Source organism: Streptomyces sp. NPDC006743 (assembly GCF_040703815.1).
GTDB lineage: Bacteria > Actinomycetota > Actinomycetes > Streptomycetales > Streptomycetaceae > Streptomyces.
On sequence record NZ_JBEYJA010000018.1, the window covers coordinates 33,977 to 57,384 of the forward strand.

The following is a 23,408-nucleotide window of genomic DNA, read 5'->3' on the forward strand; positions in this document are numbered from 1 at the left end:
GCCACCGACAGTGCGGCCGGGCCGTCACCCGCCGTGAGCCTCGCTCCAGGGCGGCGGTTCCGGCAGACTGTCGGACCCGCATATGCACCCTGATGCCCCCGTGTGTCGGTGGGGCATGCCACCATCACGGGGGCGGTGACCGGTGATACGAGACCAAGAAGAGACCATGAAGCAGCAGGGTGTGCACCCCGACGACGCGGAGGGCACCTCTGGGGTCTCGTCGCGCCCTGACACCGGTGCCGCGGACCGCGCGAAGGAAACGGGCCGCGGCACGGACACGAGCCGCGCCGACGGCCCGCGCGGCGGGGGCGGCCCGCGCGGCGGCGACGACACGGGCAGCTCTGGCGGCCCGGGCGGCGCGGGCCGTCCGGCTCCCCGGGGTCCCGGCGAGGAGCCCTCCGCGGCGGACGAGCAGCCCGCCGACGACCCGGGCGGGCGTCCCGCCGGCGACTCGGGCGGGCGTTCCGGCGGAAAGGCCGACCGGCGTCCCGGTGGGGCGGCGGACGAGTTGCCCGCCGTGGACGAGCCGCCCGCCGGGGGTGCGGACCAGGAGCCCGGCGAGAGCGCCGACGTGGCGCACATCGACGAGGTGGAGGGCGACGAACCGCTGCTCCCCGCGCGCGTGCACCGTCCCTCCGACCTGATGCGGCTGCTGGTGGGCGTGCTCGCCGTGGTCGTCCTGCTCGCCGTCGCCGCGTTCGCGCACGGCACGACCTCCGGCCTCGAACAGGACATCAACAAGGGCACGGGCCAGGCCCCCGACTTCCTCATCAAGATCGCCGGACTGGTGTCCAGCATCGCGATCCTGCTGGTGCCGGTGGCGTTCGCGATCGAACGGCTGATCAAACGCGACGGGCTGCGGATCGCCGACGGCGTCCTCGCGGCGGTCCTCGCGCACGGGGTGACCCTCGCCACCGACCTGTGGGTGGCCAAGGCGGCACCGGGCTCCATCCAGGACGCCCTCACCCAGCCGTCCCCCGGCAACCTGCACGCGCTGACCGACCCGGTGCACGGCTACCTCGCCCCGGTCATCGCGTACATGACGGCCGTCGGCATGTCCCGCAGACCTCGCTGGCGCTCGGTGCTGTGGATCGTTCTGCTGCTCGACGCGTTCTCCATGCTGGTCACCGGGTACACGACACCGTTCTCGATCATCCTGACGGTCCTGATCGGCTGGTCCATCGCCTACGGCACCCTGTACGCGGTCGGCTCACCGAACGTCCGTCCCACCGGCCGGACCCTGATGGCGGGGCTGCAGACCGTCGGCTTCCGCCCGGTGAGCGCGGCCCGCCAGGAGGCGGCCGAGACGACCGCCGACAACGGGGACCGCGGCCGGCGCTACTTCGTCACCCTGGAGGACGGCCCGCCGCTGGACGTCACGGTCGTCGACCGCGAACAGCAGGCACAGGGCTTCTTCTACCGGCTGTGGCGCAACATCACGCTGCGCGGGTTCGCCACCCGCAGCAGCCTGCAGTCGTTGCGGCAGGCCCTGGAGCAGGAGGCCCTGCTCGCCTACGCGGCCATCGCCGCCGGCGCCAACGCGCCCAAGCTGATCGCGACCTCCGAGCTGGGCCCCGACGCCGTGATGCTCGTCTACGAGCACACCGGCGGGCGCACGCTCGACTCGCTGGCGGACGAGGAGATCACCGACGAACTGCTGCGCCACGCCTGGCACCAGGTGCGGGCGCTGCAGTCCCGGCGCATCGCGCACCGCAGGCTGGCGGGTGACGCGATCGTGGTGGATCGTTCCGGCAAGGTGATCCTGACCGACCTGCGCGGCGGCGAGATCGCCGCGGGCGACCTGCTGCTGCGCATGGACGTCGCCCAGTTGGTCACGACGCTCGGCCTGCGGGTGGGCGCCGAGCGCGCGGTCGCCTCGGCGGTCGACGTCCTGGGGCCGGACGCGGTCGCCGACTGTCTGCCCATGCTCCAGCCGATCGCCCTGACCCGCTCCACCCGCGCCACCCTGCGCAGACTGGCGCGGGAGCGGGCGCAGCGGGAGCGCGACGCCGTCCTGGAGGCGTCCCGGCAGGCCAAGCAGGCACGCCTGGAGCACGCCGCCCAGGGGGCCGGGGCGCCGACCGGTGTCGTCCTGGAGAAGACGGACCGGAAGCAGGACAAGAAGGCCGAGCGGGCCGAGGCGCGCGCGGAGAAACGGGCCATCGACGAGGCCCTGGAGGAGGCCCGCGAAGAGGACCTGCTGACGCAGATCCGCCACCAGGTGCTGCGGATCAGGCCGCAGGCCCCGGTCGAACCGGCCCGGCTGGAGCGCGTACGGCCGCGGACGCTGATCAGCTTCATCGCCGGTGCCATCGGCGCGTACTACCTGCTGACGCAGCTCACGCACATCGAGTTCAACACGCTGTTCGCCCACGCCCAGTGGGGCTGGCTGGCCGCGGCGGTGCTGTTCTCGGCGCTCAGCTACGTCGCGGCGGCGATGGCGCTGCTGGGGTTCGTGCCGGAGCGGGTGCCGTTCGTGCGGACGGTGGCCGCCCAGGTCGCCGGGTCGTTCGTGAAGATCGTGGCACCGGCCGCGGTCGGCGGTGTGGCCCTGAACACGCGCTTCCTGCAGCGGGCCGGCGTGCGCCCTGGGCTCGCGGTGGCGAGCGTCGGGGCGTCCCAGCTGTTCGGGCTCGGCTGCCACATCCTGATGCTGCTGTCCTTCGGCTACCTGACGGGCACGGAGAAGACACCGTCGCTGTCGCCGTCCCGGACGGTCATCGCCGGACTGCTGACGGTCGCGGTGCTCGTCCTGGTGGTCACCTCGGTGCCGTTCCTGCGGAAGTTCGTGGTCACGCGCGTGCGGTCACTGTTCGCGGGAGTGGTGCCGCGCATGCTGGACGTGCTCCAGCGGCCGCAGAAGCTCGTCACCGGCATCGGCGGCATGCTGCTGCTGACCGCCTGCTTCGTGATGTGCCTGGACGCCTCCATCCGGGCGTTCGGCGACGAGTCGACCTCGCTGAGCATCGCGAGCGTGGCCGTGGTCTTCCTCGCCGGCAACGCGCTCGGCTCCGCCGCCCCGACCCCGGGCGGCGTGGGCGCGGTCGAGGCCACGCTGACCGTCGGCCTGATCGCCGTGGGGCTGCCCAAGGAGGTGGCGGCGCCCGCGGTGCTGATGTTCCGGCTGCTGACGCTGTGGCTGCCGGTGCTGCCGGGGTGGCTGGCCTTCAACCATCTGACGCGCAAGGGCTCCTTGTAGGAGGGCCCGGGGCACCTGGCCCCCGCTCCCCCTGACCGCGCGGGCCTCGGATACCCCCGGACGGCCCGCGTCCCGCGCGGGAGGGCGTACGCGGCGTGAGGATGGAGTCATGCAGAACCCGCGCGGACTGCGCGCAGCCGCCCTGACCGCAACCGCCGTGCTGCTGGCCGCCCTGGCGGCGGGCTGCGGCGGCGACGGTTCCCAGAACACCCACGGGAACCTGGCGGCCCAGAAGCTGGACTGGAGGGACTGCCCGCCCCCGTCCGCGGCCGAGGGCGGCGGCTCCGCCCCCACCCCGCTGCCCGACGGCGCCAGCTGGCAGTGCGCCACCATGAGGGCGCCGCTGGACTGGAACAGCCCCAGGGGCGACACGATCGGCATCGCACTGATCCGGGCCAGGGCCGACGGGCCCGGCCGGCGCATCGGTTCGCTGATCTTCAACTTCGGCGGTCCGGGCGGCTCCGGCGTGAGCACGCTGCCCTCCTTCGCACAGGACTACGCCAAGCTCCGCACCCGTTACGACCTGGTCAGCTTCGATCCGCGCGGGGTGGGGCGCAGCGCGGCCGTGCGGTGCGAGAGCGACGCGCAGCTCGACCAGTACTTCCAGCAGGACGCGACGCCCGACGACGCCGCCGAGCGGGCGGCCTACCTGAAGAACACCGAGCAGTTCAACGCGGACTGCGAGAAGAACTCCGCGAGGATCCTGCCGCATGTGCGCACGACCGACGCGGCCCGGGACATGGACCTCATGCGGCAGGTCCTCGGCGACTCGCGGCTCCACTACTTCGGCATCTCGTACGGGACGGAACTGGGCGGCGTCTACGCCCACCTCTTCCCCGGCCACGTGGGCCGCGCCGTGCTCGACGCCGTCGTCGATCCCACGCAGACGCCCGAGCAGAGTTCGCTCGGACAGGCCAGGGGTTTCCAGCTGGCCATGGACAACTTCGCGCACGACTGTGTCTCGAAGAGTTCCCCGTGCCCCCTCGGCAGCTCGGCCCAGGACGTCGAGAACCGCGTCGCCGCACTCCTCAAGAAGCTCGACGCCGCTCCGATCCCCGGTATCTTCCCCCGGCAGCTGACCCAGACGGCCGCGACCAACGGCATCGCCCAGGCCCTGTACTCCAAGGACCTGTGGGAACCGCTCACCGAGGGACTGCAGCAGGCCTACGCCGGTGACGGCCGGATCCTCATGCTGCTGTCCGACGCGATGAACGGCCGCAGCCAGAACGGCGAGTACAGCAACCTCACCGCGGCGAACGTGGCCATCAACTGCGCCGACGAGAAGCAGCGTTACGACCCGGCGTACGTGCAACGGAAGCTGCCGCAGTTCCGGGCCGCCTCCCCGTTGTTCGGGGACTTCCTGGCCTGGGGCATGCTCAGCTGCAGGCACTGGGCGGTGCCCGGTGCGGCCGACCGCCCCGACGTGAGCGCGCACGGTTCGGCGCCGATCCTCGTCGTGGGCAACACCGGCGACCCGGCCACGCCGTACGAGGGCGCGAAGAAGATGGTGGACGCGCTGGGCCAGGGTGTCGCGGTGGAACTGACCTACAAGGGCCAGGGGCACGGCGCCTACAACAGCGGGAACAAATGCGTGCAGAACGCGGTGAACGGCTACCTGCTCGACGGGAAGGTACCGGCGGCGGGCACAGTGTGCTCGTAACCGCCCGTGCCGACCGGCAACGACGGAAGCCCACGGCATCTGAGCAGTTCAGAGCCGTGGGCTTCGTCAGTCTCGCTGGTCGGCGAGACCCTTGATCAGTAGACCGGCTTGTGCGGTTCGATCTGGTTGACCCAGCCGATCACGCCACCGCCGACGTGCACGGCGTCCGCGAAGCCGGCGGACTTCAGCACCGCGAGGACTTCCGCACTGCGGACACCCGTCTTGCAGTTCAAGACGATCTTCTTGTCCTGCGGGAGGCCCTCCAGGGCGGTGCCCATCAGGAACTCGTTCTTCGGGATCAGGCGGGCGCCCGGGATGGAGACGATCTCGAACTCGTTCGGCTCGCGGACGTCGATGATCTCGATGCTCTCGCCGTCGTCGATCCACTCCTTGAGCTGCTTGGGAGTGATCGTGGAGTCGGCCGCCGCCGCCTGGGCCTCCTCGGAGACGACGCCGCAGAAGGCCTCGTAGTCGATGAGTTCCGTGACGGTCGGGTTCTCGCCGCACACCGCGCAGTTCGGGTCCTTGCGGACCTTGACCTGGCGGTACTGCATCTCCAGGGCGTCGTAGATCATCAGGCGGCCGACGAGCGGCTCGCCGATGCCCGCGAGGAGCTTGATCGCCTCGTTGACCTGGATGGAGCCGATGGACGCGCAGAGCACGCCCAGGACACCGCCCTCGGCGCAGGAGGGAACCATGCCGGGGGGCGGGGGCTCCGGGTAGAGGCAGCGGTAGCAGGGACCGTGCTCGGACCAGAACACGGAGGCCTGGCCGTCGAAGCGGTAGATCGAACCCCACACGTACGGCTTGTTCAGCAGCACGCACGCGTCGTTGACCAGGTAGCGGGTCGCGAAGTTGTCCGTGCCGTCGACGATCAGGTCGTACTGGCTGAAGATGTCCATCACGTTGTCGGCCTCGAGCCGCTCCTCGTGAAGGACCACGTTCACGTACGGGTTGATGCCCTTGACGGTGTCACGCGCGGACTCGGCCTTGGAGCGGCCGATGTCGGACTGGCTGTGGATGACCTGGCGCTGCAGGTTCGACTCGTCGACCTCGTCGAACTCCACGATGCCGAGCGTGCCGACGCCCGCGGCGGCCATGTACATCAGCGCCGGCGAGCCCAGGCCGCCGGCGCCCACACAGAGCACCTTGGCGTTCTTCAGCCGCTTCTGCCCGTCCATCCCCACATCGGGGATGATCAGGTGGCGGGAGTACCTGCGGACCTCGTCTACGGTGAGCTCATCAGCTGGCTCGACCAGGGGTGGCAGCGACACGGGGACTCCGTTGGTCGGTCAATCACTACGGTTGTTCTCCCCGTAACACTGCCACGGCCTTCTTCATTCCGAGACTCCCGTTCCGACCTGCGAGACGATGTCGTCCCAGTAGCCGGGCAGGGTCTCCCAGGGGTCGCTCCGGCCGCCGTGGTCCGTGCGGTCGGTGAACCAGATCGTCGCCGCGCCCTGCCAGCGGGCCACGCGCAGCGCCTCGTCGAGGTGACCGCGCGGCACCCCGTGCACGAAGTGGCAGAAGCGCTCGGGCGGGTGGTCGGCGGTCCATTCGGCGGCTTGCGAGAAACGGTAGTCGCTCCAGGACCCGCTGAAGGTGACCAACTGGTCGGCGGTCTCGGCGTAGCCCGGGTGGGGGTGGGTGCCGTGGCCGAGGACCACATGGGCGTCGGCGCGCAGCGCGCGCAGGGAGGTGATCGTGCGGCGGGTCTCGGGCAGTCCTTCGCGGGTGGCGGGGCAGCGGTCCAGGAAGAAGCCGTCGACCTGGTACCACTCGAGGTAGCGGTGCGCGTCGGCGATCAGTTCGGTCCGGGGCCGGGTGCCCTGGGCGCTGCCGATCCGCCCGAGGACCCGGACGCCCGCGTTGCGCAGGCGTCCGGCCGCGTCGAGGCAGTGGGGGTCGGGCTGTACGCCGGGGCCGCCGGCGACGTCGAGGACGGCCCAGTGCAGGGGCGCGCCGGGCCGGGTGAGCGCGTTCCACTCGGCCGGGGCGAGCAGGGGGTGCGCGCATCCGGGGACGCCGAGGCCGGTGCGCACTCCGGTGCCGGACGTCCTGGTCCGAAGGCCGGTCAGATACGGCATGCGGCCTCCATCCAGATGTCGGCGAGGGATTCCTCGAGGCTGATACGGGGGCGCCAGCCGAGCCGGTCGCGTGCGGTGCGCACGTCGGCCTGCTGCCAGCCGCCGCAGCCGTCGGGGTACGGGTACGCGAGGGGCGCCGCGTGGTCCGGGTCGGTGCGGGGGTGGCCGATGACGGGCCGGAGGTGGCCGCCGGGCGGCCCGTCGAGTTCGTGGAGGGCACCGCCGTACCCGGCCACCCGGGCCAGGACGGACGCGGCGTCGCGCAGCCGGACGGCGCGGCCCGACCCGATGTTGATGACGCCCTGGGCGGCCGAGAGGGAGGCGGCGTGCACGGCACGGGCCACGTCGCGGACGTCGACGAAGTCGCGCTGGGCGGCCAGACCGCCGAGTTTGAGGTCGCCGTCGCCGGACTGCATGGCGCGCCGCATGGCTTCGGCGAGGCGGCCGAGCGGCGAACCGGCCGGGGTGCCGGGCCCGGCGGGCGAGAAGACCCGGAGCACGACGGCGTCGAGTCCGGAGCCGAGGACGAGTTCGGTCGCCGCGAGCTTGCTGACCCCGTACGGGCCGCCGGGGCGGGGCACCGCGTCCTCCGCGGTGGAGGAGCCGGGCTGGCTGGGGCCGTACTCGGCGCCGCAGCCGATCTGCACCAGGCGGGCACCGCATCCGCTGCGCCGCAGTGCCTCGCAGACGGTGGCGACGGCGACGGTGTTGTGCCGGGTGAGTTCGCGGGCGCCGCCGCGGGTGGCGCCGGCGCAGTTGATGACGACACCGGGGTGGACGGCGTCGAGGAAGCGGGTGAGCGCTCCGGGACTGCCCGTGGCGAGGTCGAAGCGGACGTCGGCGTCGTCACCGCGGCCGAGCGCGGTGAGCTGGACGGCCGGGTCGGCGAGCAGGCGGTCGGCGACGAAACGGCCGAGGTATCCGGTTGCTCCGATCAGCAGAACCCTCATCGGGCGGCTCCCGGGGTGTGCGCTCCGGTGGCTCCGGATGCTCCGGACGCTCCGGATCGGGCGGTGGTCATCTGGTGTTCTCCTTCAGGGGGGTGGTGCGGTGGGCTCCGGCTGCGCGGCCGGGCGCCCGTGGTCCGCCCGCGGCCGGTTCCGCCTGCGGCTCCGGTCCGGTGCGGTCGCGTGGGGGGGTGCGCCGGGGGTGCAAGGCGCGCGCGGCTGCCGGGGCGCGCCCGGGGGTGTGCCGCGGGCGGACGCGGGTGGCGGGGGCCGGTCCGGCGCCCGTCACGGCTGTGTCCCGGTGGGCGCGTGGGCCGATGCCCTGGTCAGGGTGCGGGCCGCGTGCACCAGGAGGGCCGTGGCCGCGGCTGCGCAGGCGAGCGCCGGGACACTGCCCGGTCCCCAGGCGGTCAGGAGGGTGTCGACCGGGACGGCGAGGGGGTCACAGCCCGGCAGACGGCCGGCGAAGACGCTCGCCTGGGCCGTCACCTCCGCCCAGGCGGCGGCGCCGAGGGCGACGGCCGGGGCGTGGGTGAAGCCGTGCGTGGTGAGGAGGCGTGCGAGCAGCAGCAGGGCGCCCAGGGGGAGGGTCTGGGCGAGGCCGGCGGGCTCGTGCAGGACCCTGCCGCAGACCGCGAGCAGCACGGCCAGAGCGCACAGGAACCCGGCGAACACCGCGAGGAGCAGAGGCCGTACGGAGGCGGCGAACTCGTCCAGGCCGCGGCTGACCGTCAGTCTGCGCCGGGCGCGCACCGCGAAGAGGTGCGCCGCCCAGCACGCCGGGGCGCAGGCGAGGGCGAGCGCCAGGACGGGGACGGTGGTCAGCGGCCAGGGGCCGGTCGCGGTGCCGTCGGGCAGTTCGTCGGGGCCGCCCCCGACGGCCGCGCCCAGCAGGCCGTCGCCGAGGACGGCGTAGACGAGCAGCCAGCACGTCCAGGCGCGGGCGCCGGGAGACCGGAGACCGGTCGTCCGGCCGGGGCCGCGGGAGCTGAGCGGGCCGCGGCGGAGCAGGGCGCGCACGGCCAGGGCCACGGACAGTGCGCCGATCGCGGCCACCGCCGGACGGATGCGGCCGGCCGTCAGGTGCAGTCCGGCCACCGTCGCCGCGCCGAGGGCACCGGGCAACAGGCTGAGCACGATCCAGCCGGCTCCCGCACGGGGCTCGTCGCGGTGCTCGGGGCGAGACGGTGCCGGTGTCCCGGTGCCGCGGGCGATGCGGGCGTACATCTCCTCGGCGAGGGAGAAGACGTCGCGGTGGCGGAAGCGGGCGGCCGTTCGGTCGGTGACGCCGTGCGCCTCGAGTCCGGCGGCGATCTCCAGCGGGTCGACGGCGCGTTCGCACAGCTCGCGGTGGCGGTGCAGCAGGGTCCTGACCGGGTCGGCGGCGCCACGGCGGGGGGTGGGGGTCGCGGCGGGGGCCCGGTCGCGGTGCAGGACCGTGCCACGCCCGTGTCCGCGCGTCCCGCCGTGCGCCGCCGAGCCGCCGACGTCACCACGACGGCCTCCCGGCACGGCGCCTCCCTGCCCGGCACCGTCTCCGTGGCCCACACCGTCTTCCGGCACGGCGCCGGCCGCGTGGCCGACCCCGCCTTCCGGCGCGGCACCGTCTCCCAGCGCGGCAGCCCAGCCCTGGCCGACACCGCCTCCCACCGCGGCGCCGCCCGCGTGGCCGACCCCGCCTTCCGGCGCGGCACCATCTCCCAGCGCGGCAGCGCATCCCTGGCCGCCACGGCCCCCGCCTGCGTGCCCGGGGCGGGCAGTGCCCGGTGGGGTGGCGGGGCGGGCGGGACCGTCGAGACCGGTGTCGTGGGGCGCCCGCTCCTCCGCCGCTGCGCCCGGCCCCTCCCCCGGCGGCCGGCCGTCGGTGCCGCGCCGCGGCGCCCGGGCCGCGGGGGGCCGCAGCAGCCACTGCCGCGATTCGGCGTTCCAGGCGCCGGGGTTCGCCGGGATGGCCGGCGGGTGGGGTTCTCTCGGGGTGGTCATCGGGCGGCCTCCGGGGCCGGGGCGGGGTGCTGGGTGCGGGAGGCGGCGGCCACGGCCCAGGCGGGGCCGCCGTGCCGGCCCGGTGAGGGGGCCGCGGTCGCGGCCCCGGCGCCGGTCGCGGCCGTGGGGGCCGGACCGGTCCAGCGGCCGGGGAGGCGGGACTCGGCGGGGGCGGCGAACGGAAGGGGCTCACCGGAGTCGTCCAGGACGACCCGCCGGACCGGGCACCGCGCGACGATCTCCAGGTAAATGCCGTGAAATGCCGCGATGTTCTGCTCGACGGTGAACAGTTCGAGGGCACGGGCGCGGGCGGCGGCCCCCAGGCGCGCACGGCGCTCCGGGTCGCGCAGCAGTGCCACGCACGCCTCGGCGAGCGCCCGCGGATTGCGCGGGGGCACGACCAGGCCGGTGCCGCCGACGACCTCGACGACCGCGCCGACGTCCGTGGAGACCGTCACGCACCCGGAGAACATCGCCTCCACCAGGCCGGCCGGGAACCCCTCGACGACGCTGGACAGGACGATCACGGCACCCGGGGCGTAGGCGTCGGCGAGGGTCGGTGCCTCCGGGCCGCCGACCTCCTCGAAGGAGACCGGGTTCTCGCCGACGGTGTGCGGGCCCTCGGCCTCGTCCGGGAAGAGCTGGGCGGCCAGCGCCTTGCAGTGCCCCAGGTAGGCGGCGGCCTCGGGACCGCCGGGCGGGGCCGTGCACACGATCCGCAGCCGTGCCCGCGGCTGTGCCCAGCGGACCTCCGCGAAGGCGTGCAGCAGGGACACCAGGTCCTTGGCGGGTTCGATGCGGCCGACCCACACCAGCGTGTCCTCGGCGGCCGCCTGCGGCGGGGCACCGCCTCCGGTCTCCGCGCCCTCGCCGGCCTCGGCGAACGCGGTGGCGTCCATGCCCGGGTGGACGGTGCGCAGCCTGGCGGGATCGGCGCCGCAGCGCTCCTGCCAGCGGCGGGTGTGGGCGTTGCCGTGGGTGAGGAGGGCGGCCTGCCGGTAGACCTCCGTGACGAGCCGGCCGTGGAAGGCGGCGAGCAGGGCGCGGGCGGCCGGGGCGGTTCCGTCGGCGGCGGAGGTCAGGTAGTGCGAGCGCAGCGGTACGCCGTACTCGGTGACCAGGACAGGGACGCCGCAGAAGTGGCGCGCGAGCAGGCCGGGCAGGGCCGCGGTACCGCCGCCCGCGGAGTGGCAGAGGTCGGCGGCGCCCAGGCCGTCGTCGTCGTACCAGTCGAGCGAGAGGGGGCGCAGGGAGTGCTCCAGGCGCGCGGCCACGGTGAGGAGATCGGGTACGCGCGCCTCACGCGCGGCGCGTGAGGCACCGGGTGCGCGGCAGGCGTGCTCCAGCGCGCGGACGGCGGTCTCCGAGCGGAGCGCGCCCGCCAGTCCGCCCGTGTCGCGGGCCAGTTCCGCGAGCCCGTACAGCGCGCCGGCGAAACGGTCCGCCTCGCCGTCCCGGCGCTCCGGGAAGCCCAGGTCACCGGGGCCGGGGCCGCTCGCCGCGCCCAGCACGGCCGCCAGTTCCCCGTAGCACTCGGCGAAGCGCCGGCGCGCACGGCGCCCGAGCCGCACGCCGTCGTCCTCCGCGGCCCACAGGGGGGCCGTACGGACCCGGCTGACGTGCCGGGGCAGCGGAACCCAGCCCTCGTCCTCCTGCCGGCGGCTCCGGCTGAGCGCGTAGAGGTCGAACTCGTGCTGCCCGAGCCCGCGCACGAGCCGTTCGCACCAGAGTCCGGCGTCACCGCCCACATACGGGTAGCCACCCTCCGTCACCAGTCCGATGCGCACGCGTGCACCCCCGTTCTCTCCCGTGTGGAGAGCCGCCGTCGCACCGGCGGCTCGCAGCGGGACGAACGTATGCGGACATGCCGGTGGCGCGACGGACGGTTGTCCATCGCGCCACCAGAAGGGGTGAACGGTCGTGACTTTCCCGTGCGGACGGCGTTTCGCCGCGCTAGGAGATCAGCAGGAGATCACCCGGGCAGGCTTCGTCAGACCGCGGCCAGCTCCCGCCGCTGGGCCCGGCGCCGGGCGGCGGCCCCGGGGTCGAGCGCCGGTACGGCAGCCAGGAGTTGCCGGGTGTAGGGGTCCCGCGGGGTGTCGTAGACCTCTGCCGCCGGGCCCTCCTCGACGATCCGGCCCCGGCGCATCACCGCGACCCGGTCGCTGACCTGGCGCACCACGGCGAGGTCGTGGGCGATGAAGACCAGCGCGATCCCGAGGTCCCGCTGCAACTCGCCGAGCAGGGCGACCACCTGTGCCTGTGTGGTGACGTCGAGCGCGGAGACGGGCTCGTCGCACACGATCACGCGCGGGTCGGCCGCGAGCGCCCGCGCGATGCCGACGCGCTGGCGCTGTCCGCCGCTGAACTCGTGCGGGTAGCGGTCGTGGTGCGCCCCGTCGAGCCCCACGCGCTCCAGCAGTTCGCCCACGCGCCGCCGGATACGCTGCTCGTCCCGCTCCCCCCGCGCCCGCAGGGGGTCCGCGACGGACTCGCCCACGCTGCGGCGCGGGTTGAGGGAGGAGACGGGGTCCTGGAAGACCATCTGCACGGCCGGGTTCACACCGGCCCCGGCACGGCCCTCGAACCGGACCTCGCCCGCCGTCGGCTCCAGGAGTCCGACCAGCATGCGGCCCAGCGTGGTCTTGCCGCTTCCGCTCTCGCCCACGACGCCCAGGGTCTCGCCCCGGCGCACGGTCAGGGACACGCCGTCCACGGCCGCGAACGCCCGCCTGCCGCGCCCGAACTCGCGCCGCAGCCCGCTCGCCTCCAGAACGACCTCGGCGGCCAAGGCACCCTCAGCGGCACCGCCACTCGCAGCGGCCCCGACCGCAACGACGCCAACCGCGACACCGCCACCGACCCCTGCGGCCCCGGCAGCCCCGGTCACCTCAGCACCAGAAGCCCCAGCCGCCCCGGTCACCTCACCGCCGGCCGCCCCAGCGGCCCCCGCAGCCCCGGTCACCTCAGCCCCGGCCACCGAGGACGCACCCGGGGACACCCGTACGTCCTCGCCACGCGCCCCCGCCTCTCCGCGCGCCCGGCCCGCGCCACCGTGTCCCGCGCCCCCGCCGTCCAGGCGCGGCACCGCGGCCAGCAGTTCCCTGGTGTACTCGGCGGCCGGCGCGCCCAGGACCCCGGCGACCGGCCCGTGCTCCACGGCGCGCCCGTGCCGCATGACCAGTACGTCCTCGACGCTCTCGGCGGCGACGCCCACGTCGTGGGTGACGAGGAGCAGGCCCATCCCGGTCTCCTCGCGCAGCGTGTGCAGCAGGTCCAGGATCTGGGCCTGCACGGTCACGTCGAGCGCGGTGGTCGGTTCGTCCGCGATCAGCAGCTCGGGGGCGCACGCCAGCGCCATCGCGATCAGGGCGCGCTGGCGCATGCCACCGCTGAACTCGTGCGGACGGGAACGCGACCGCCGCGCCGCGTCGGGGATCCCGACCCGGTCCAGCACCTCCACGGCACGCGCGCGTGCCGCGCGCCGTGACGCACGCGCGTGCGTGCGGTACACCTCGGCGATCTGGTCACCGATGGCGTAGTACGGGTCCAGGGAGGAGAGCGGGTCCTGGAAGACCATGGCGGCCTTCCCGCCGCGCAGCCGCCGCAGTTCCTCCTCGGAGGCGGAGCGCACATCGGTGCCGGCCACCCGGACCGACCCGCCCACCCGCGCCCCGGTGCCGCGGTGCAGCCCCAGCAGGGCGGAGGCCACCGTGGACTTGCCCGAGCCGGACTCGCCGACCAGGGCCAGCGCACCGCCCCGGGGCAGCCGGAAGGAGAGCCCGTCCACGGCCCGCAGCGTCCCGAAGTCGACGCTCAGGTCCGTCACCTCGACGAGGGCCGTCCCGGCGGCCGGGCCAGCGGGGTCGGCGGCGCCGGTCAGGTTCATGGGGCTCATGCGAGTACCACCCGTCGGTCGGCCACCGCGAACAGGACGTCCGCGACGGCGTTGGCGATGACCACGAAGAAGCCGATGACCAGGACCATGCCGACGACCACCGGCAGGTCGACGACGTTCACCGCGTGCACCAGTTCCTGGCCGATGCCGGGCAGGCCGAAGAGAGTCTCGGTGAGCACCGCGCCGCCGACCGCCGAGCCGACGTTGTTGGCGTTCAGCGCGATGACCGGTGCCAGGGCGCCGCGCAGGGCGTGCCGCCCCACGATCGACCGCTCGCCCACGCCGTACGCCCGGAAGGTGCGGATGTGGTCCTCGGCGAGGGTCTCCAGCATCGACGCCCGGGTCATGCGGGCGAAGGTCGCGGCCTCGATCAGGGCGAGCGACAGCCAGGGCAGCAGCAGGTTCCACGCCCACTGCTCGGGATCGTCGGTGAGGTTCACGTACTGCGGGAAGGGCAGCCACTGGAACTCGCCGCAGACGACGATCATCAGGATCAGGCCGATGACGAAGACGGGTGTGGCCGTGCCCGCGAGCGTGACGGCGGTGAGCACCCGTTCGGAGAGCCGGCCGCGCCGCCAGGCGGAGAGCACGCCGGTGCCCACGCCCAGCAGGAGCCACAGCACCATCGCGCCGAACACGAGGGACAGGCTCACGGGCAGCTTGGTCAGGATGATGCTCAGGACCTGCCGGCCGGTCTGGTAGGAGACACCGAGGCAGGGTGCCGAGCAGTGCTCGACGGACGTGCCGGTCGAGTAGTCCTGGCCGGCGACGAGCCCCTGGAGGAAGTGCCAGTAGCGCAGGGAGAGCGGGTCGTCCAGCCGCAGTTGCTGGGCGACCTGGTGCACCTGTTCCGGCGAGCAGCGCGGCCCGCAGGTGATCTGGGCGACGTTGCCGGGGGTGACGTAGAAGACGACGTAGACGATCACCGAGATGGCGAAGAGGGTGATCAGCGCGCCGAGGGCGCGGCGCAGCACGAATCCTCCGAGTCCGCCGAAGGCGCTCATGCGGTGCTCTCCTTGCGTGCTTCCCCGGGCGGGGTCGCGGTCTGTGCGCCGGGCCCCGGACCGGCGTCCGTGCCGCTCTCGCGCCGGCGGCCGGTGCCGATGCGCAGGCGGGAGGCGGCGCGCGGGTCGAGGGCCGTGCGGACGCCGTCGCCGAGGACGGTCAGGGCCACCACGGTCACGAAGAGGGCGCCCGCGGGGAGCATCAGGTACTGCGGCGCCGCCTGGTACCAGACGTCGGCGGCGGTCAGCATCTGCCCCCAGGACGGGGTGGGCGGCTTCACGCCGACGCCGAGGAAGGACAGGGCCGCCTCGACGGAGATGTTGGCGGGGACGAGCAGGGCGGCGTAGGTGATGACGGGGGCCGCGAGGCCCGGCAGCAGCTCGCGCCGGGCGATGCGCACGGTGCCCCAGCCGCTGAGCCGGGCGGCGGCGACGTGGTCGAGGCCCTTGAGGGTGAGGGTCTGGGCGCGCACGATCTTGGCGATGTTGCCCCAGGCGATCAGGCCGATGACGAGGGTGACCAGGACCGGCCGCGGGAAACTCGACGGCACGACCGCCAGCAGCGCCAGCGCCATGATCATCAACGGCATGGAGACGATGATGTCGGTGGCCCGGCTGAGCAGTTGGTCGACCCAGCGGTTGCCGAGCGCGGCGGTGACACCGACCGCGACCCCGATGGCGATCTGGATGAGGGTGGCGGCGAGCGCCACGCCCAGGGAGACCCGGGCGCCGTAGACCAGACGGGCGAACAGGTCGCGTCCGGTCTGCGGTTCGACCCCGAGCCAGTGGTGGGCGCCGGCCCCGCCGAAGGAACCGATGGGCACGCCGCCGCGCGCGGAGTCGACGAGGTCCGGGTGGTAGGTGGTGGGGTCCTGGCCCTCCAGCGCTGTGAGCAGCGGCGCGGCGAGCGCCACGAGGACGAGCAGCGCGACGACGGCCGCCGCGACGAGGGCGGCGCGCTGCGCACGCAGCCGCCGCCAGAACTGACGGGCCCCCGAGGCCGCCGGGACGGGTGTGTCCGTCCCGGCGGCCGGGGAGGCGGCAAGTACCTCGCTCACGGCGTCACTTCACCGCGACCTGGGAGATGTCCAGCACACCGGTCCAGTCGCTGATCACGATGTTCTTGACGTCCTTGCCGTACAGGCGCTTGTAGACGGGGTGGAACAGCGGCACGGTCAGCGCCTGCTCGCCGATCTTCTTGTCCAGGGCGCCCCAGCGTGCGGCGGCGGCGTCCAGGTCGGTCAGCTTGTTGATCGCGTCGATCTCGTCGTCGACGGACTTGTCGTCCAGCTGGCCGCTGTTGAAGTTGGCGCCGTCCTTCACGATCTGGCGTCCGTCGAAGATCGGGGCCAGGAAGGGGCCGCCGGAGGGCCAGTCGGCGCCCCAGTGGGCCAGGAAGAAGCCCGGCTCGGTCTTCACGTTCTGGGTCTTGTCCGAGTAGTCGTTCTTCTCCAGCCCCTGGAGCCTGACCGTGATGCCGGCCTTCTTCAGCGCGTCCTGGACCGCGGTGGCGATCTCCGGGCTGGTCTCGAAGTCCTTGCTGTTGGAGTGGGTGAGCGTGACGGTGAGCCCGTCGGGGTGGCCCGCCTCCTTCAGCAGCTGCCGGGCCTTGGCCGGGTCGCCGGAGGCGCCCGCCGGGAAGAGGTCGTAGGGGGTGTAACCGAAGGACTTCTGGTTCGGCAGGAAGGTGGTGGCGGGCTCGGCGAGCGCGCTGCCGCCGGCCGCGTTGACGACCGAGGAGCGGTCGATGGCGTAGGAGACGGCCTGGCGCACCTTGGGGTCGTCGAACGGCTTGACCTTCGGGTTGAAGGCTATGTAGTTCGTGTAGCCGAAGTGGCCGGTGCCCACGCGCGCGGCGAGTTCCTTGTCGCCGCTGACCTTGGCGAGTTCGGCGGGGCCGAGGTTGGTGTCCGTGGTGACGGCGGCGGCGTCCGGTCCCTGGGACGCGGAGAGCCGCTGGTTGATCACGGACGAGTCCAGCCCGGAGCGTACGTCGATCTTGTCCGGGTAGGCCTTGCGCTCGGCGTCGGTGGCGGACGACCAGTTCGGGTTGCGCTCCAGGACGAGGTGCTCGCCGTCGTTCTCGTTCTTGACGACCTTGTAGGGGCCGGAGGAGACCGGGTGCTCCTCGTACGCGGTGCCGGTGTCCTTGGCCTTGGGCACCGGCGCGAACTGCGTCTGCGTGGCCAGGAAGGGGAACTCGCCCTCGGGCTTGTTCAGGTGGAAGACGATCGTCCGGGCGTCCGGCGTCTCGATCGCGGCCAGGCCCTTCTTGTCCTTGTAGGGGCCCTGGTAGCCGGCCGCGCCGACCAGCCAGTCCCGCAGGTAGGGGGCGCCGCCGGAGAGTTCGGGGGCGAAGGAGCGCTCGATGCCGTACTTGATGTCGGCGGAGGTGATCGGGGTCCCGTCCTCGTACTTGAGGCCCTCCTTGAGGGTGTACGTCCACACGGTCGCGTCCTTGCTGGGACGCCCGGTGTCGGTGGCGAGGTCCGGGACGACCTTGGCGCCGGCGGCGCCGTTCTCCCGGTTGCGGGTGGTGAGGGTGCGGAAGACGAGGGAGGGGACGTTGCCGCCGCCGGAGGTGTACAGGCGGGCCGGGTCGAAGTCCTGCTGCGGCTGCGCGTTCAGGACGTTCAGGGTGCCGCCCTTGTGGGGCTGCGAGTCGCCGCCGGCGCCCTTGACGTCGTTGTCCTTCGGCCCGCAGGCGACGGCGCCCGCTGCCACGACCAGGCTGACGGATACCGCGGCCACGCGGCGGGCTGAGACGGACGGTTGGCGCATCGCAGTGACGACCTCTCGGGAGGAGTGCCCCGGTTCTGGGCCCGGGGAGCACGGAGTACGGGGACCGTCTCGGATCGCGAGACGGTCGGACGAGGGATGAGACGAAATCAGACAGACGTCTGCTGCGGCGGCGGGTCGTCGGACCACCAGGAGCCGCGGCACCGCGCTGCGGCGCTCAGCGGGAGCGCACGGAAGGGCGGGACCTCACGGCGAAGGGGGGAACAGGGCGACGCGCGCGCCGGGGGCGGGCGTCAGCAACAGTGGATGTCGGCCACACAGAGGGCGGTCACACCGAGGAGCGCCCTCTCGATGGGGGCGCTGCAGGCAGCGTGACGGGACCACATGCGCAGAAATATGAACGACCGTTCGGCGCATTGTCAACATGATCCGCGGGCCGCTCACCCGGTCCGGCGTCAACTCTTCGGATACGGCCAGGAGTTCGGCAGACAGTGGATTCCGTCATGGTCCAGGAACTTGGTCTGCTGCTGCATGACCGGGGCCAGCTCGCCGTCCTTCTGGCAGCTGACGTGGTTGTGGCCGAGGCGGTGACCGACCTCGTGGTTGATCAGCATCTGCCGGTAGGCGTACATCCGGTCGCCGAAGGTCTTCGCGCCCTGTGCCCACCGGTAGGCGTTGATCATCACGCGCGGGGTGGCCGCCGAGTCGCAGGAGACGTTGTCCTGCGTGGTGTCCAGGCCCGACTTGGCGCACCAGGCGGCCGTGGTGCCGGGGCTGGCCAGCGTGATCACGAAGTCGCTCGCGCCGGAGGAGACGCGCTCGAAGGTGCGTGCCCCGTCGTGCGCCCAGCTGCGGTCGTCGTTGAGGGTCTTCTGCACGGCGTCGGCGAAGAGCCGGGCGTCGAGGCCGAGGCCCTGTTCCACGTCGACCCGGTAGGTGTACTTCCGCCCCCGGCCCGGCGCCTTGGCGGAACCCGGGACCACGTCGAACCTGCCCGGCCCCTTGAGAGTGGGGCTCAGGTCGTACTTCAGGTTCATCTTCTGCTCGTACGTCAGCGTCTTCACGCTGGGCGAGGGGGACGGGCTCGTCCGGCCGCCGGGGCCCGCGACGGAACGGGCGCCGCTGTCCTCGCCGGTGGCCGCCTGCGTCCGCGTCCCGGTCCCGGAGCGGTCGTCGCCGACCTGTCCGGCCACGATGACGGCGAGCACGGTGGTGACGGCGGCGGCCGCGATACCGGTGAAGGTACGGCCCCGGGCGCTCCTGCCCCCGGCGGATGTGCCGGGGCCCGCGGGCGGCGCGGCGCCGCCCCGGTCACCGGGAGCGGCACCCTCGCCGGAGCGGCCGGCCCGCTCGGCCGGGCCGGCCGGCGCGGTCGCCGACGGTGCCGAGGGGTGCGCGGCGCGGCGGGAGCGCGGGACGAAGGCGTCCGCGCCCTCGTCGAACGCGTCGAGGTAGTCCTGCCGTGGACCGCCGGCGGGCGGCGCCTGCCGCTGCCGCGGGATGGGCACGGTGGGGCCGGTGGGGCCGGTGCCGCCCGGAGCGGGGGCACCTTGTGCGGACGCGGGACGGGCCGGGGCGTCGTGACCGGACGGGCCGTCGTGACCGGACGGCCGGCCGGGGCCGGCGGCTTCCGGCCGTCCCCGCCCCGCGCCGCCCGCCGTCGCGGACCGAGCCCTGAACTCCCCCCAACCGCCCCCGCTTTCCCGCTGCTCGGGATGACCGCCACGGGCCTGCGGCACACCGTGGGCGGGAGTGCCGTCCGGCAGCCGGGGCACACCGCGCGCGGGTGTACCGTCCGGCAGCCGGGGCACACCGCGCGCGGGCGTACCGCCGGGGAAGCGGGGGCCGCTGCCGTACCCCGAGGGTGCCGGTGCGGTGCCCTGCGCGGGCGGACCGCCGTGGCGCTCCCGGCCCGCGCCCGCCCGCGTCGCCCCCCACGCGTCCGGGGTCCGGGCCGCCCCCGGGGCTCCCCCTGTCGTCCCCGCTGTTCCCGCTGTGTCCGTCGTCTCCGTCGTTCGCGCGCTGTCGCCCTTCGGGGCAGGGCCGCGGCGGCTGTGGCGTCCCACGTGGTCCGTCAGCCTCCCAGGCCCGCGTCGCGGGCGGCCTCGCCGGCCCCCGCACCGCAGTCTTCCGTACCGGATGTCTGCGCACCCGGTGCTTCCGCGCCGGATTCCTCCGGCCTGTCCGGCACCCCCGGCCCTCCCGCGTCCGCGAGCAGTTCCCGGAACGCGGTCGCCACCGTCTCCGGGTACTCCATCATCGCCACGTGCCCGGCGTCGGGCAGGGTGACCAGGCGGGAGTCGCGGAAAGCCCGCGCCGCGCGCCGTGCCATGCGGTAGCCGACCAGCTGGTCCCGGCCGCCGTAGACCAGCAGCGTGGGGGCGAGGACCCGCTCGGCCTGGCGCCACAGACCGTGCTGCCCGCCCAGGGTGTACGCGTCGACGATACCGCGCGCGGAACGTGTCATCGCGTCCCAGAAGTACGGCAGTTGTAGCCGTCGCTCCATCTCCTCGACCGCGTTGCGGAACCCCTCCGGGGTGACCCGCTCCGGGTCGCCGTAGCACAGGGCCATGACGCCGCGGACCCGCTGCTCCGCCGTCCAGTCCCGGGTGAGCCGGGTGAACAGCGCGGTGACGCCCGGCAGCGCGAGCATTCCGGTCGGCAGGGCGGAGCGCTGGACCCGCAGTTCGGGCAGCGCGGGGGAGATCAGCGTGAGCGTACGGACGAGGTCGGGGCGCAGCGCGGCGACGCGCGTCGAGACGGCGCCGCCCAGCGAGTTGCCGAGGAGGTGGACCGGCTCGCCGCCCGAGGCGTCCAGGTGGCGGATCACCGCGCGCGCGTGGGCGGTGACCGAGTAGTTGCCGTCGTCCGGGGGCGGGGAGTCGCCGAAGCCCGGCAGGTCGAGCGCCTCGCCGTCGACATCGCCGGCCAGGAGCGCCATCAGCGCCGACCAGTTCTGCGAGGAGCCGCCGAGTCCGTGGACGTACAGGGCGCGCGGCAGGCCCTCGCGCGCGGGGGGCCGGGAGCGCACCGTCAGGGTGATTCCCGGCAGTTCGACCGAGCGCAGCCGTTCCCCCTCCTCGACCCCGGCGGGCCCGACCCTGGGAAGTACGTTGGCGGGCGGCACGGCGGGCAGCTCGGTCGAAGACATGCGGCAATGTTACGAGACGATCACGCCGCGATTCGTGTGTTCGCCGTCACAGCAGAGCACTGCCGTCCCGTCCACCCCACGCACCGCACACCAGGTGAACGCCCCGCCCACCGCACCGCATCACGGACGCGCACCGCATGGCATCCGGATCGGGTGTCTCCTACGCTCTTACAGAGGGCACCCGCATGTAGCCCCTGCTTCTTCCAGGGACACACGAGGACATTCGCAGGGACGTTCACAGGAAGGGAGCCCCACCATGGCATTCGACCCCACCGATCCCGAGACGTTCGAGGACGAGGCCACCGAGAACGGCACGGAGATCGACGTCGAGGCCCCCGAGGACGACGCCGCCGAGCAGAAGGCCACCATCGCACCGGACCGCGACGATCCCCTGACGGGCGTGGACCCCGCCCGCGGGAACGAAGCCGATCTCGCCGAACAGGCACGGGTCGTCTCCCTCGACGAGGACGACTACCGGTGACGGTGCCGGACCGCCGCTGAGCAGCGACGGCGCCCTCCTATGCCCGGACTCGACCCGTTGGAAACCCTCTGTGCCGGTTTCTTCACCGTCCGGTCCGTGAAATTCTGCGCTCGCACCGCGCACAGTACGGTTACCGAAAAGTACGATGGCGGCGCGGCGCACACCGCACAGGGACGACTTTGGGAGGCGGCGTGACAGCCATCGAGCAGACAGAGGCGGCGCGCCCGCGAGGCACGCGCCTGCCGCGCCGTGCCCGGCGGAACCAGCTGCTGGGCGCCGCCCAGGAAGTCTTCGTGGCACAGGGCTACCACGCCGCCGCCATGGACGACATCGCCGAGCGTGCGGGCGTCAGCAAGCCGGTGCTGTACCAGCACTTCCCGGGCAAGCTCGACCTCTACCTGGCGCTGCTGGACCAGCACTGCGAGGCGCTGATCCAGTCCGTGCGCGGCGCGCTGGCGTGGACGACCGACAACAAACAGCGTGTGCGGGCGACGATGGACGCCTACTTCGCCTACGTCGAGGACGACGGCGGCGCCTTCCGGCTGGTCTTCGAGTCGGACCTGACGAACGAGCCCGCGGTACGCGAGCGCGTCGACAAGGTCACCACCGAGTGCGCCGAGGCGATCTGCGACGTCATCGCCGAGGACACCGGCCTCTCCCGCGCGGAGTCGATGCTGCTCGCCTCCGGGCTGGGCGGCCTCGCGCAGGTGGTGGCCCGCTCCTGGCTGCACAGCGACCGCAGCGTCCCGCGCGACCAGGCGGTCCAGCTGCTGACCTCCCTGGCCTGGCGCGGCATCGCGGGCTTCCCGCTGCACGGCATCGAACAGCACCACTGAGCACCGCGGCCGGCGGCGCCCGGGCGGGCATCGCCGGCCGGCACCGCCGAGCAGCGCGCGGGAGCGCCGAGCCGGTCGTTTGTTCCCGCCCGCTGTTCGCTCCTGGCGTTCTCCGGCGGAGCATGTCCTTCCCCTCACCGGGCTAATGTGTGCTGGGTACGGCGCGGAAGGCCGCGCACTTCACTGACCGTCGGAGGGACATAGCCGTGGAGGTCAAGATCGGCGTGCAGCACGCGCCCCGCGAGATCGTTCTGGAGAGCGGTCAGAGCCCCGAGGAGGTCGAGCGGGCGGTGGCCGAGGCTCTGGCCGGCAAGTCGCAGCTGCTGACCCTCGTGGACGAGCACGGTCGCAAGGTGCTGGTCCCGGCCGAGCGTCTCGCGTACGTCGAGCTGGGCGAGCCGGCCCCGCGCAAGGTGGGCTTCGGGGCCCTGTAAGAGCTGCGAACAAAAGGGGAGTCCGATCAGCTCGCGGCGTCCGGTGCGTGCGATCGCAAGGCGCCGGAAGGTCCTTGTAGCGGAGCTGTCAGGGCCTTTCGGCAACGCCGCGAGCGTGCGTGCCGGACGTCGAGCCGGGCGCCCCTTTTGTTCGCAGCTCTAAGCACGGATGACAGGTGGGGCCCGGCGGTCGGCGACCGCCGGGCCCCACGTGCGTCCGCCGGCCGTCCCCGCGTCGCCGCACGCGCCGCGCGGGGGCTTCCCGGGCCGCCGAGCGGGGCTTCACAGGCCGCGCACGAACAGCCCACAGGGGAGGGTTGCCTTCCGCAGGTCAGGGGTATGACGGGGCTACGACCGCCAGCACCGGCCGACCGTGTGGGAGGGACCCGTGATGTTCTTGGAGGCCTTCGGCTCCGCCGCGCTCGGCCTGCTGCTCGGCTGGGCCGCCCTGCGCCGTCTGTCGCACCGGCTGCCGTCCCGCCTCCTGGTGCTGTCGACGGGCGCCGGGGGCGCCCTCCTCGGAGACTTCGTCACGCACAGCGCGCTGGGCTCCGCCCCCGTGGTGTCGAGCCTGGCCGGCGCCGCGGTCGTCTCGGCCGCCTCCCTCTCCCTGCTGCTGCGCCCGGCCGGCCGCCTGCGCCGACGATCCCTGACGGCATGAGCCGGTCCCCGAGGCCGTACGGCGGTTCCGGCCGCGCGAGCGGGTCCCTGACGCCGTACGGCGGTTCGGGCCGCCGCGTAAGCGGGTCCCTGACGCCGTAAGCCGGTCCCCGACGCCGTGGGCCGGCCCCGGCCGCGTTCGCGCAAGCCGGCCCCCGACGCAGTACGGCCGCCCCGTCGCCCGCCCCTGGCCGAGCAAAGCGGCGGCTCTCACCGCGTAGAACGCTCCCCGCCGCGTGACCGGCGCCCTCGTATCCGCGAGCCTGCGGGTCCTGCGAAGAGGCGGCCCGGCGGCCGAGGCCCCCCGAACCGCCGCCCGTCCGCCCCGG

General features: G+C 73.8%; 18 protein-coding genes. 6 read left to right on the forward strand and 12 right to left on the reverse strand.

The window, feature by feature from the left end:
* Positions 1-166 precede the first annotated feature (166 nt).
* Positions 167-3,199: a lysylphosphatidylglycerol synthase domain-containing protein gene (locus tag ABZ719_RS17200; protein ID WP_366726003.1), complete on the forward strand. Its 3,033-nt coding sequence runs from the start codon at positions 167-169 to the stop codon at positions 3,197-3,199.
* Positions 3,200-3,308: 109 nt separating this feature from the next.
* Positions 3,309-4,859, forward strand: coding sequence for an alpha/beta hydrolase (locus tag ABZ719_RS17205; protein WP_366726004.1), 1,551 nt, complete (start codon positions 3,309-3,311; stop codon positions 4,857-4,859).
* A 95-nt stretch (positions 4,860-4,954) separates the two neighbouring features.
* Here the strand turns inward: ABZ719_RS17205 and moeZ are convergent, their stop codons facing one another.
* From moeZ to ABZ719_RS17265, 12 genes are all read right to left on the reverse strand, one after another.
* Positions 4,955-6,133 (reverse strand): adenylyltransferase/sulfurtransferase MoeZ, encoded by a 1,179-nt coding sequence (gene moeZ, locus ABZ719_RS17210; RefSeq protein ID WP_366726005.1) that lies wholly within the window; start codon positions 6,131-6,133, stop codon positions 4,955-4,957.
* 63 nt (positions 6,134-6,196) lie between these two features.
* Positions 6,197-6,946, reverse strand: coding sequence for a spherulation-specific family 4 protein (locus ABZ719_RS17215; protein ID WP_366726006.1), 750 nt, complete (start codon positions 6,944-6,946; stop codon positions 6,197-6,199).
* Entirely contained in the window at positions 6,934-7,896 is a 963-nt protein-coding gene (locus tag ABZ719_RS17220; protein ID WP_366726007.1) for an NAD-dependent epimerase/dehydratase family protein, read from the reverse strand. The genes ABZ719_RS17215 and ABZ719_RS17220 overlap by 13 nt, the downstream gene beginning before the upstream one ends.
* A 282-nt stretch (positions 7,897-8,178) precedes the next feature.
* Positions 8,179-9,405: a hypothetical protein gene (locus tag ABZ719_RS17225; protein ID WP_366726008.1), complete on the reverse strand. Its 1,227-nt coding sequence runs from the start codon at positions 9,403-9,405 to the stop codon at positions 8,179-8,181.
* A gap of 467 nt (positions 9,406-9,872) precedes the next feature.
* Complete coding sequence (locus tag ABZ719_RS17230) at positions 9,873-11,663, reverse strand: DUF3492 domain-containing protein (protein WP_366726009.1); 1,791 nt, start codon at positions 11,661-11,663, stop codon at positions 9,873-9,875.
* Positions 11,664-11,866: 203 nt separating this feature from the next.
* Positions 11,867-13,765, reverse strand: coding sequence for an ABC transporter ATP-binding protein (locus ABZ719_RS17235; RefSeq protein WP_366726079.1), 1,899 nt, complete (start codon positions 13,763-13,765; stop codon positions 11,867-11,869).
* Between the two features lie 5 nt (positions 13,766-13,770).
* Positions 13,771-14,778, reverse strand: coding sequence for an ABC transporter permease (locus ABZ719_RS17240; protein WP_366726010.1), 1,008 nt, complete (start codon positions 14,776-14,778; stop codon positions 13,771-13,773).
* Positions 14,775-15,836 (reverse strand): ABC transporter permease, encoded by a 1,062-nt coding sequence (locus ABZ719_RS17245; protein ID WP_366726011.1) that lies wholly within the window; start codon positions 15,834-15,836, stop codon positions 14,775-14,777. The genes ABZ719_RS17240 and ABZ719_RS17245 overlap by 4 nt, the downstream gene beginning before the upstream one ends.
* Positions 15,837-15,840: 4 nt before the next feature.
* The gene (locus ABZ719_RS17250) at positions 15,841-17,559 is read right to left on the reverse strand and encodes an ABC transporter substrate-binding protein (protein WP_366726012.1); all 1,719 of its coding nucleotides are present in this window, start codon (positions 17,557-17,559) and stop codon (positions 15,841-15,843) included.
* Positions 17,560-17,810: 251 nt separating this feature from the next.
* Positions 17,811-17,903 (reverse strand): Ms4533A family Cys-rich leader peptide, encoded by a 93-nt coding sequence (locus ABZ719_RS17255; protein WP_324609556.1) that lies wholly within the window; start codon positions 17,901-17,903, stop codon positions 17,811-17,813.
* Between the two features lie 69 nt (positions 17,904-17,972).
* The gene (locus tag ABZ719_RS17260) at positions 17,973-19,583 is read right to left on the reverse strand and encodes a DUF3152 domain-containing protein (RefSeq protein ID WP_366726013.1); all 1,611 of its coding nucleotides are present in this window, start codon (positions 19,581-19,583) and stop codon (positions 17,973-17,975) included.
* Between the two features lie 8 nt (positions 19,584-19,591).
* Positions 19,592-20,668, reverse strand: coding sequence for an alpha/beta hydrolase (locus ABZ719_RS17265; protein ID WP_366726014.1), 1,077 nt, complete (start codon positions 20,666-20,668; stop codon positions 19,592-19,594).
* A gap of 256 nt (positions 20,669-20,924) precedes the next feature.
* On the opposite strand from ABZ719_RS17265, the gene ABZ719_RS17270 reads away from it, so the two are divergent.
* The 4 genes from ABZ719_RS17270 to ABZ719_RS17285 all read left to right on the forward strand — a co-directional run bounded on the left by ABZ719_RS17270 (position 20,925) and on the right by ABZ719_RS17285 (position 23,080).
* A complete protein-coding gene (locus ABZ719_RS17270) occupies positions 20,925-21,149 on the forward strand; it encodes a hypothetical protein (RefSeq protein WP_366726015.1) in 225 nt (74 codons plus the stop codon).
* Positions 21,150-21,340: 191 nt separating this feature from the next.
* Positions 21,341-21,985, forward strand: a complete 645-nt coding sequence (locus ABZ719_RS17275) for a TetR/AcrR family transcriptional regulator (RefSeq protein ID WP_366726016.1) — start codon at positions 21,341-21,343, stop codon at positions 21,983-21,985.
* Between the two features lie 206 nt (positions 21,986-22,191).
* Positions 22,192-22,419, forward strand: a complete 228-nt coding sequence (locus ABZ719_RS17280) for a DUF3107 domain-containing protein (protein ID WP_037852073.1) — start codon at positions 22,192-22,194, stop codon at positions 22,417-22,419.
* A 391-nt stretch (positions 22,420-22,810) separates the two neighbouring features.
* Complete coding sequence (locus ABZ719_RS17285; protein ID WP_037852075.1) at positions 22,811-23,080, forward strand: hypothetical protein; 270 nt, start codon at positions 22,811-22,813, stop codon at positions 23,078-23,080.
* The last annotated feature ends 328 nt before the right edge of the window (positions 23,081-23,408 follow it).

What these genes read in the sequence shown, in the direction of transcription:
- ABZ719_RS17200 (WP_366726003.1), top strand. Translation starts at nt 167, where the DNA reads ATGAAGCAGCAGGGTGTGCACCCCGACGACGCGGAGGGCACCTCTGGG.
- ABZ719_RS17205 (WP_366726004.1), top strand. Translation starts at nt 3,309, where the DNA reads ATGCAGAACCCGCGCGGACTGCGCGCAGCCGCCCTGACCGCAACCGCC.
- ABZ719_RS17215 (WP_366726006.1), bottom strand. Translation starts at nt 6,946, where the DNA reads ATGCCGTATCTGACCGGCCTTCGGACCAGGACGTCCGGCACCGGAGTG.
- ABZ719_RS17220 (WP_366726007.1), bottom strand. Translation starts at nt 7,896, where the DNA reads ATGAGGGTTCTGCTGATCGGAGCAACCGGATACCTCGGCCGTTTCGTC.
- ABZ719_RS17235 (WP_366726079.1), bottom strand. Translation starts at nt 13,765, where the DNA reads ATGAACCTGACCGGCGCCGCCGACCCCGCTGGCCCGGCCGCCGGGACG.
- ABZ719_RS17240 (WP_366726010.1), bottom strand. Translation starts at nt 14,778, where the DNA reads ATGAGCGCCTTCGGCGGACTCGGAGGATTCGTGCTGCGCCGCGCCCTC.
- ABZ719_RS17250 (WP_366726012.1), bottom strand. Translation starts at nt 17,559, where the DNA reads ATGCGCCAACCGTCCGTCTCAGCCCGCCGCGTGGCCGCGGTATCCGTC.
- ABZ719_RS17255 (WP_324609556.1), bottom strand. Translation starts at nt 17,903, where the DNA reads ATGTGGTCCCGTCACGCTGCCTGCAGCGCCCCCATCGAGAGGGCGCTC.
- ABZ719_RS17265 (WP_366726014.1), bottom strand. Translation starts at nt 20,668, where the DNA reads ATGTCTTCGACCGAGCTGCCCGCCGTGCCGCCCGCCAACGTACTTCCC.
- ABZ719_RS17270 (WP_366726015.1), top strand. Translation starts at nt 20,925, where the DNA reads ATGGCATTCGACCCCACCGATCCCGAGACGTTCGAGGACGAGGCCACC.
- ABZ719_RS17285 (WP_037852075.1), top strand. Translation starts at nt 22,811, where the DNA reads ATGTTCTTGGAGGCCTTCGGCTCCGCCGCGCTCGGCCTGCTGCTCGGC.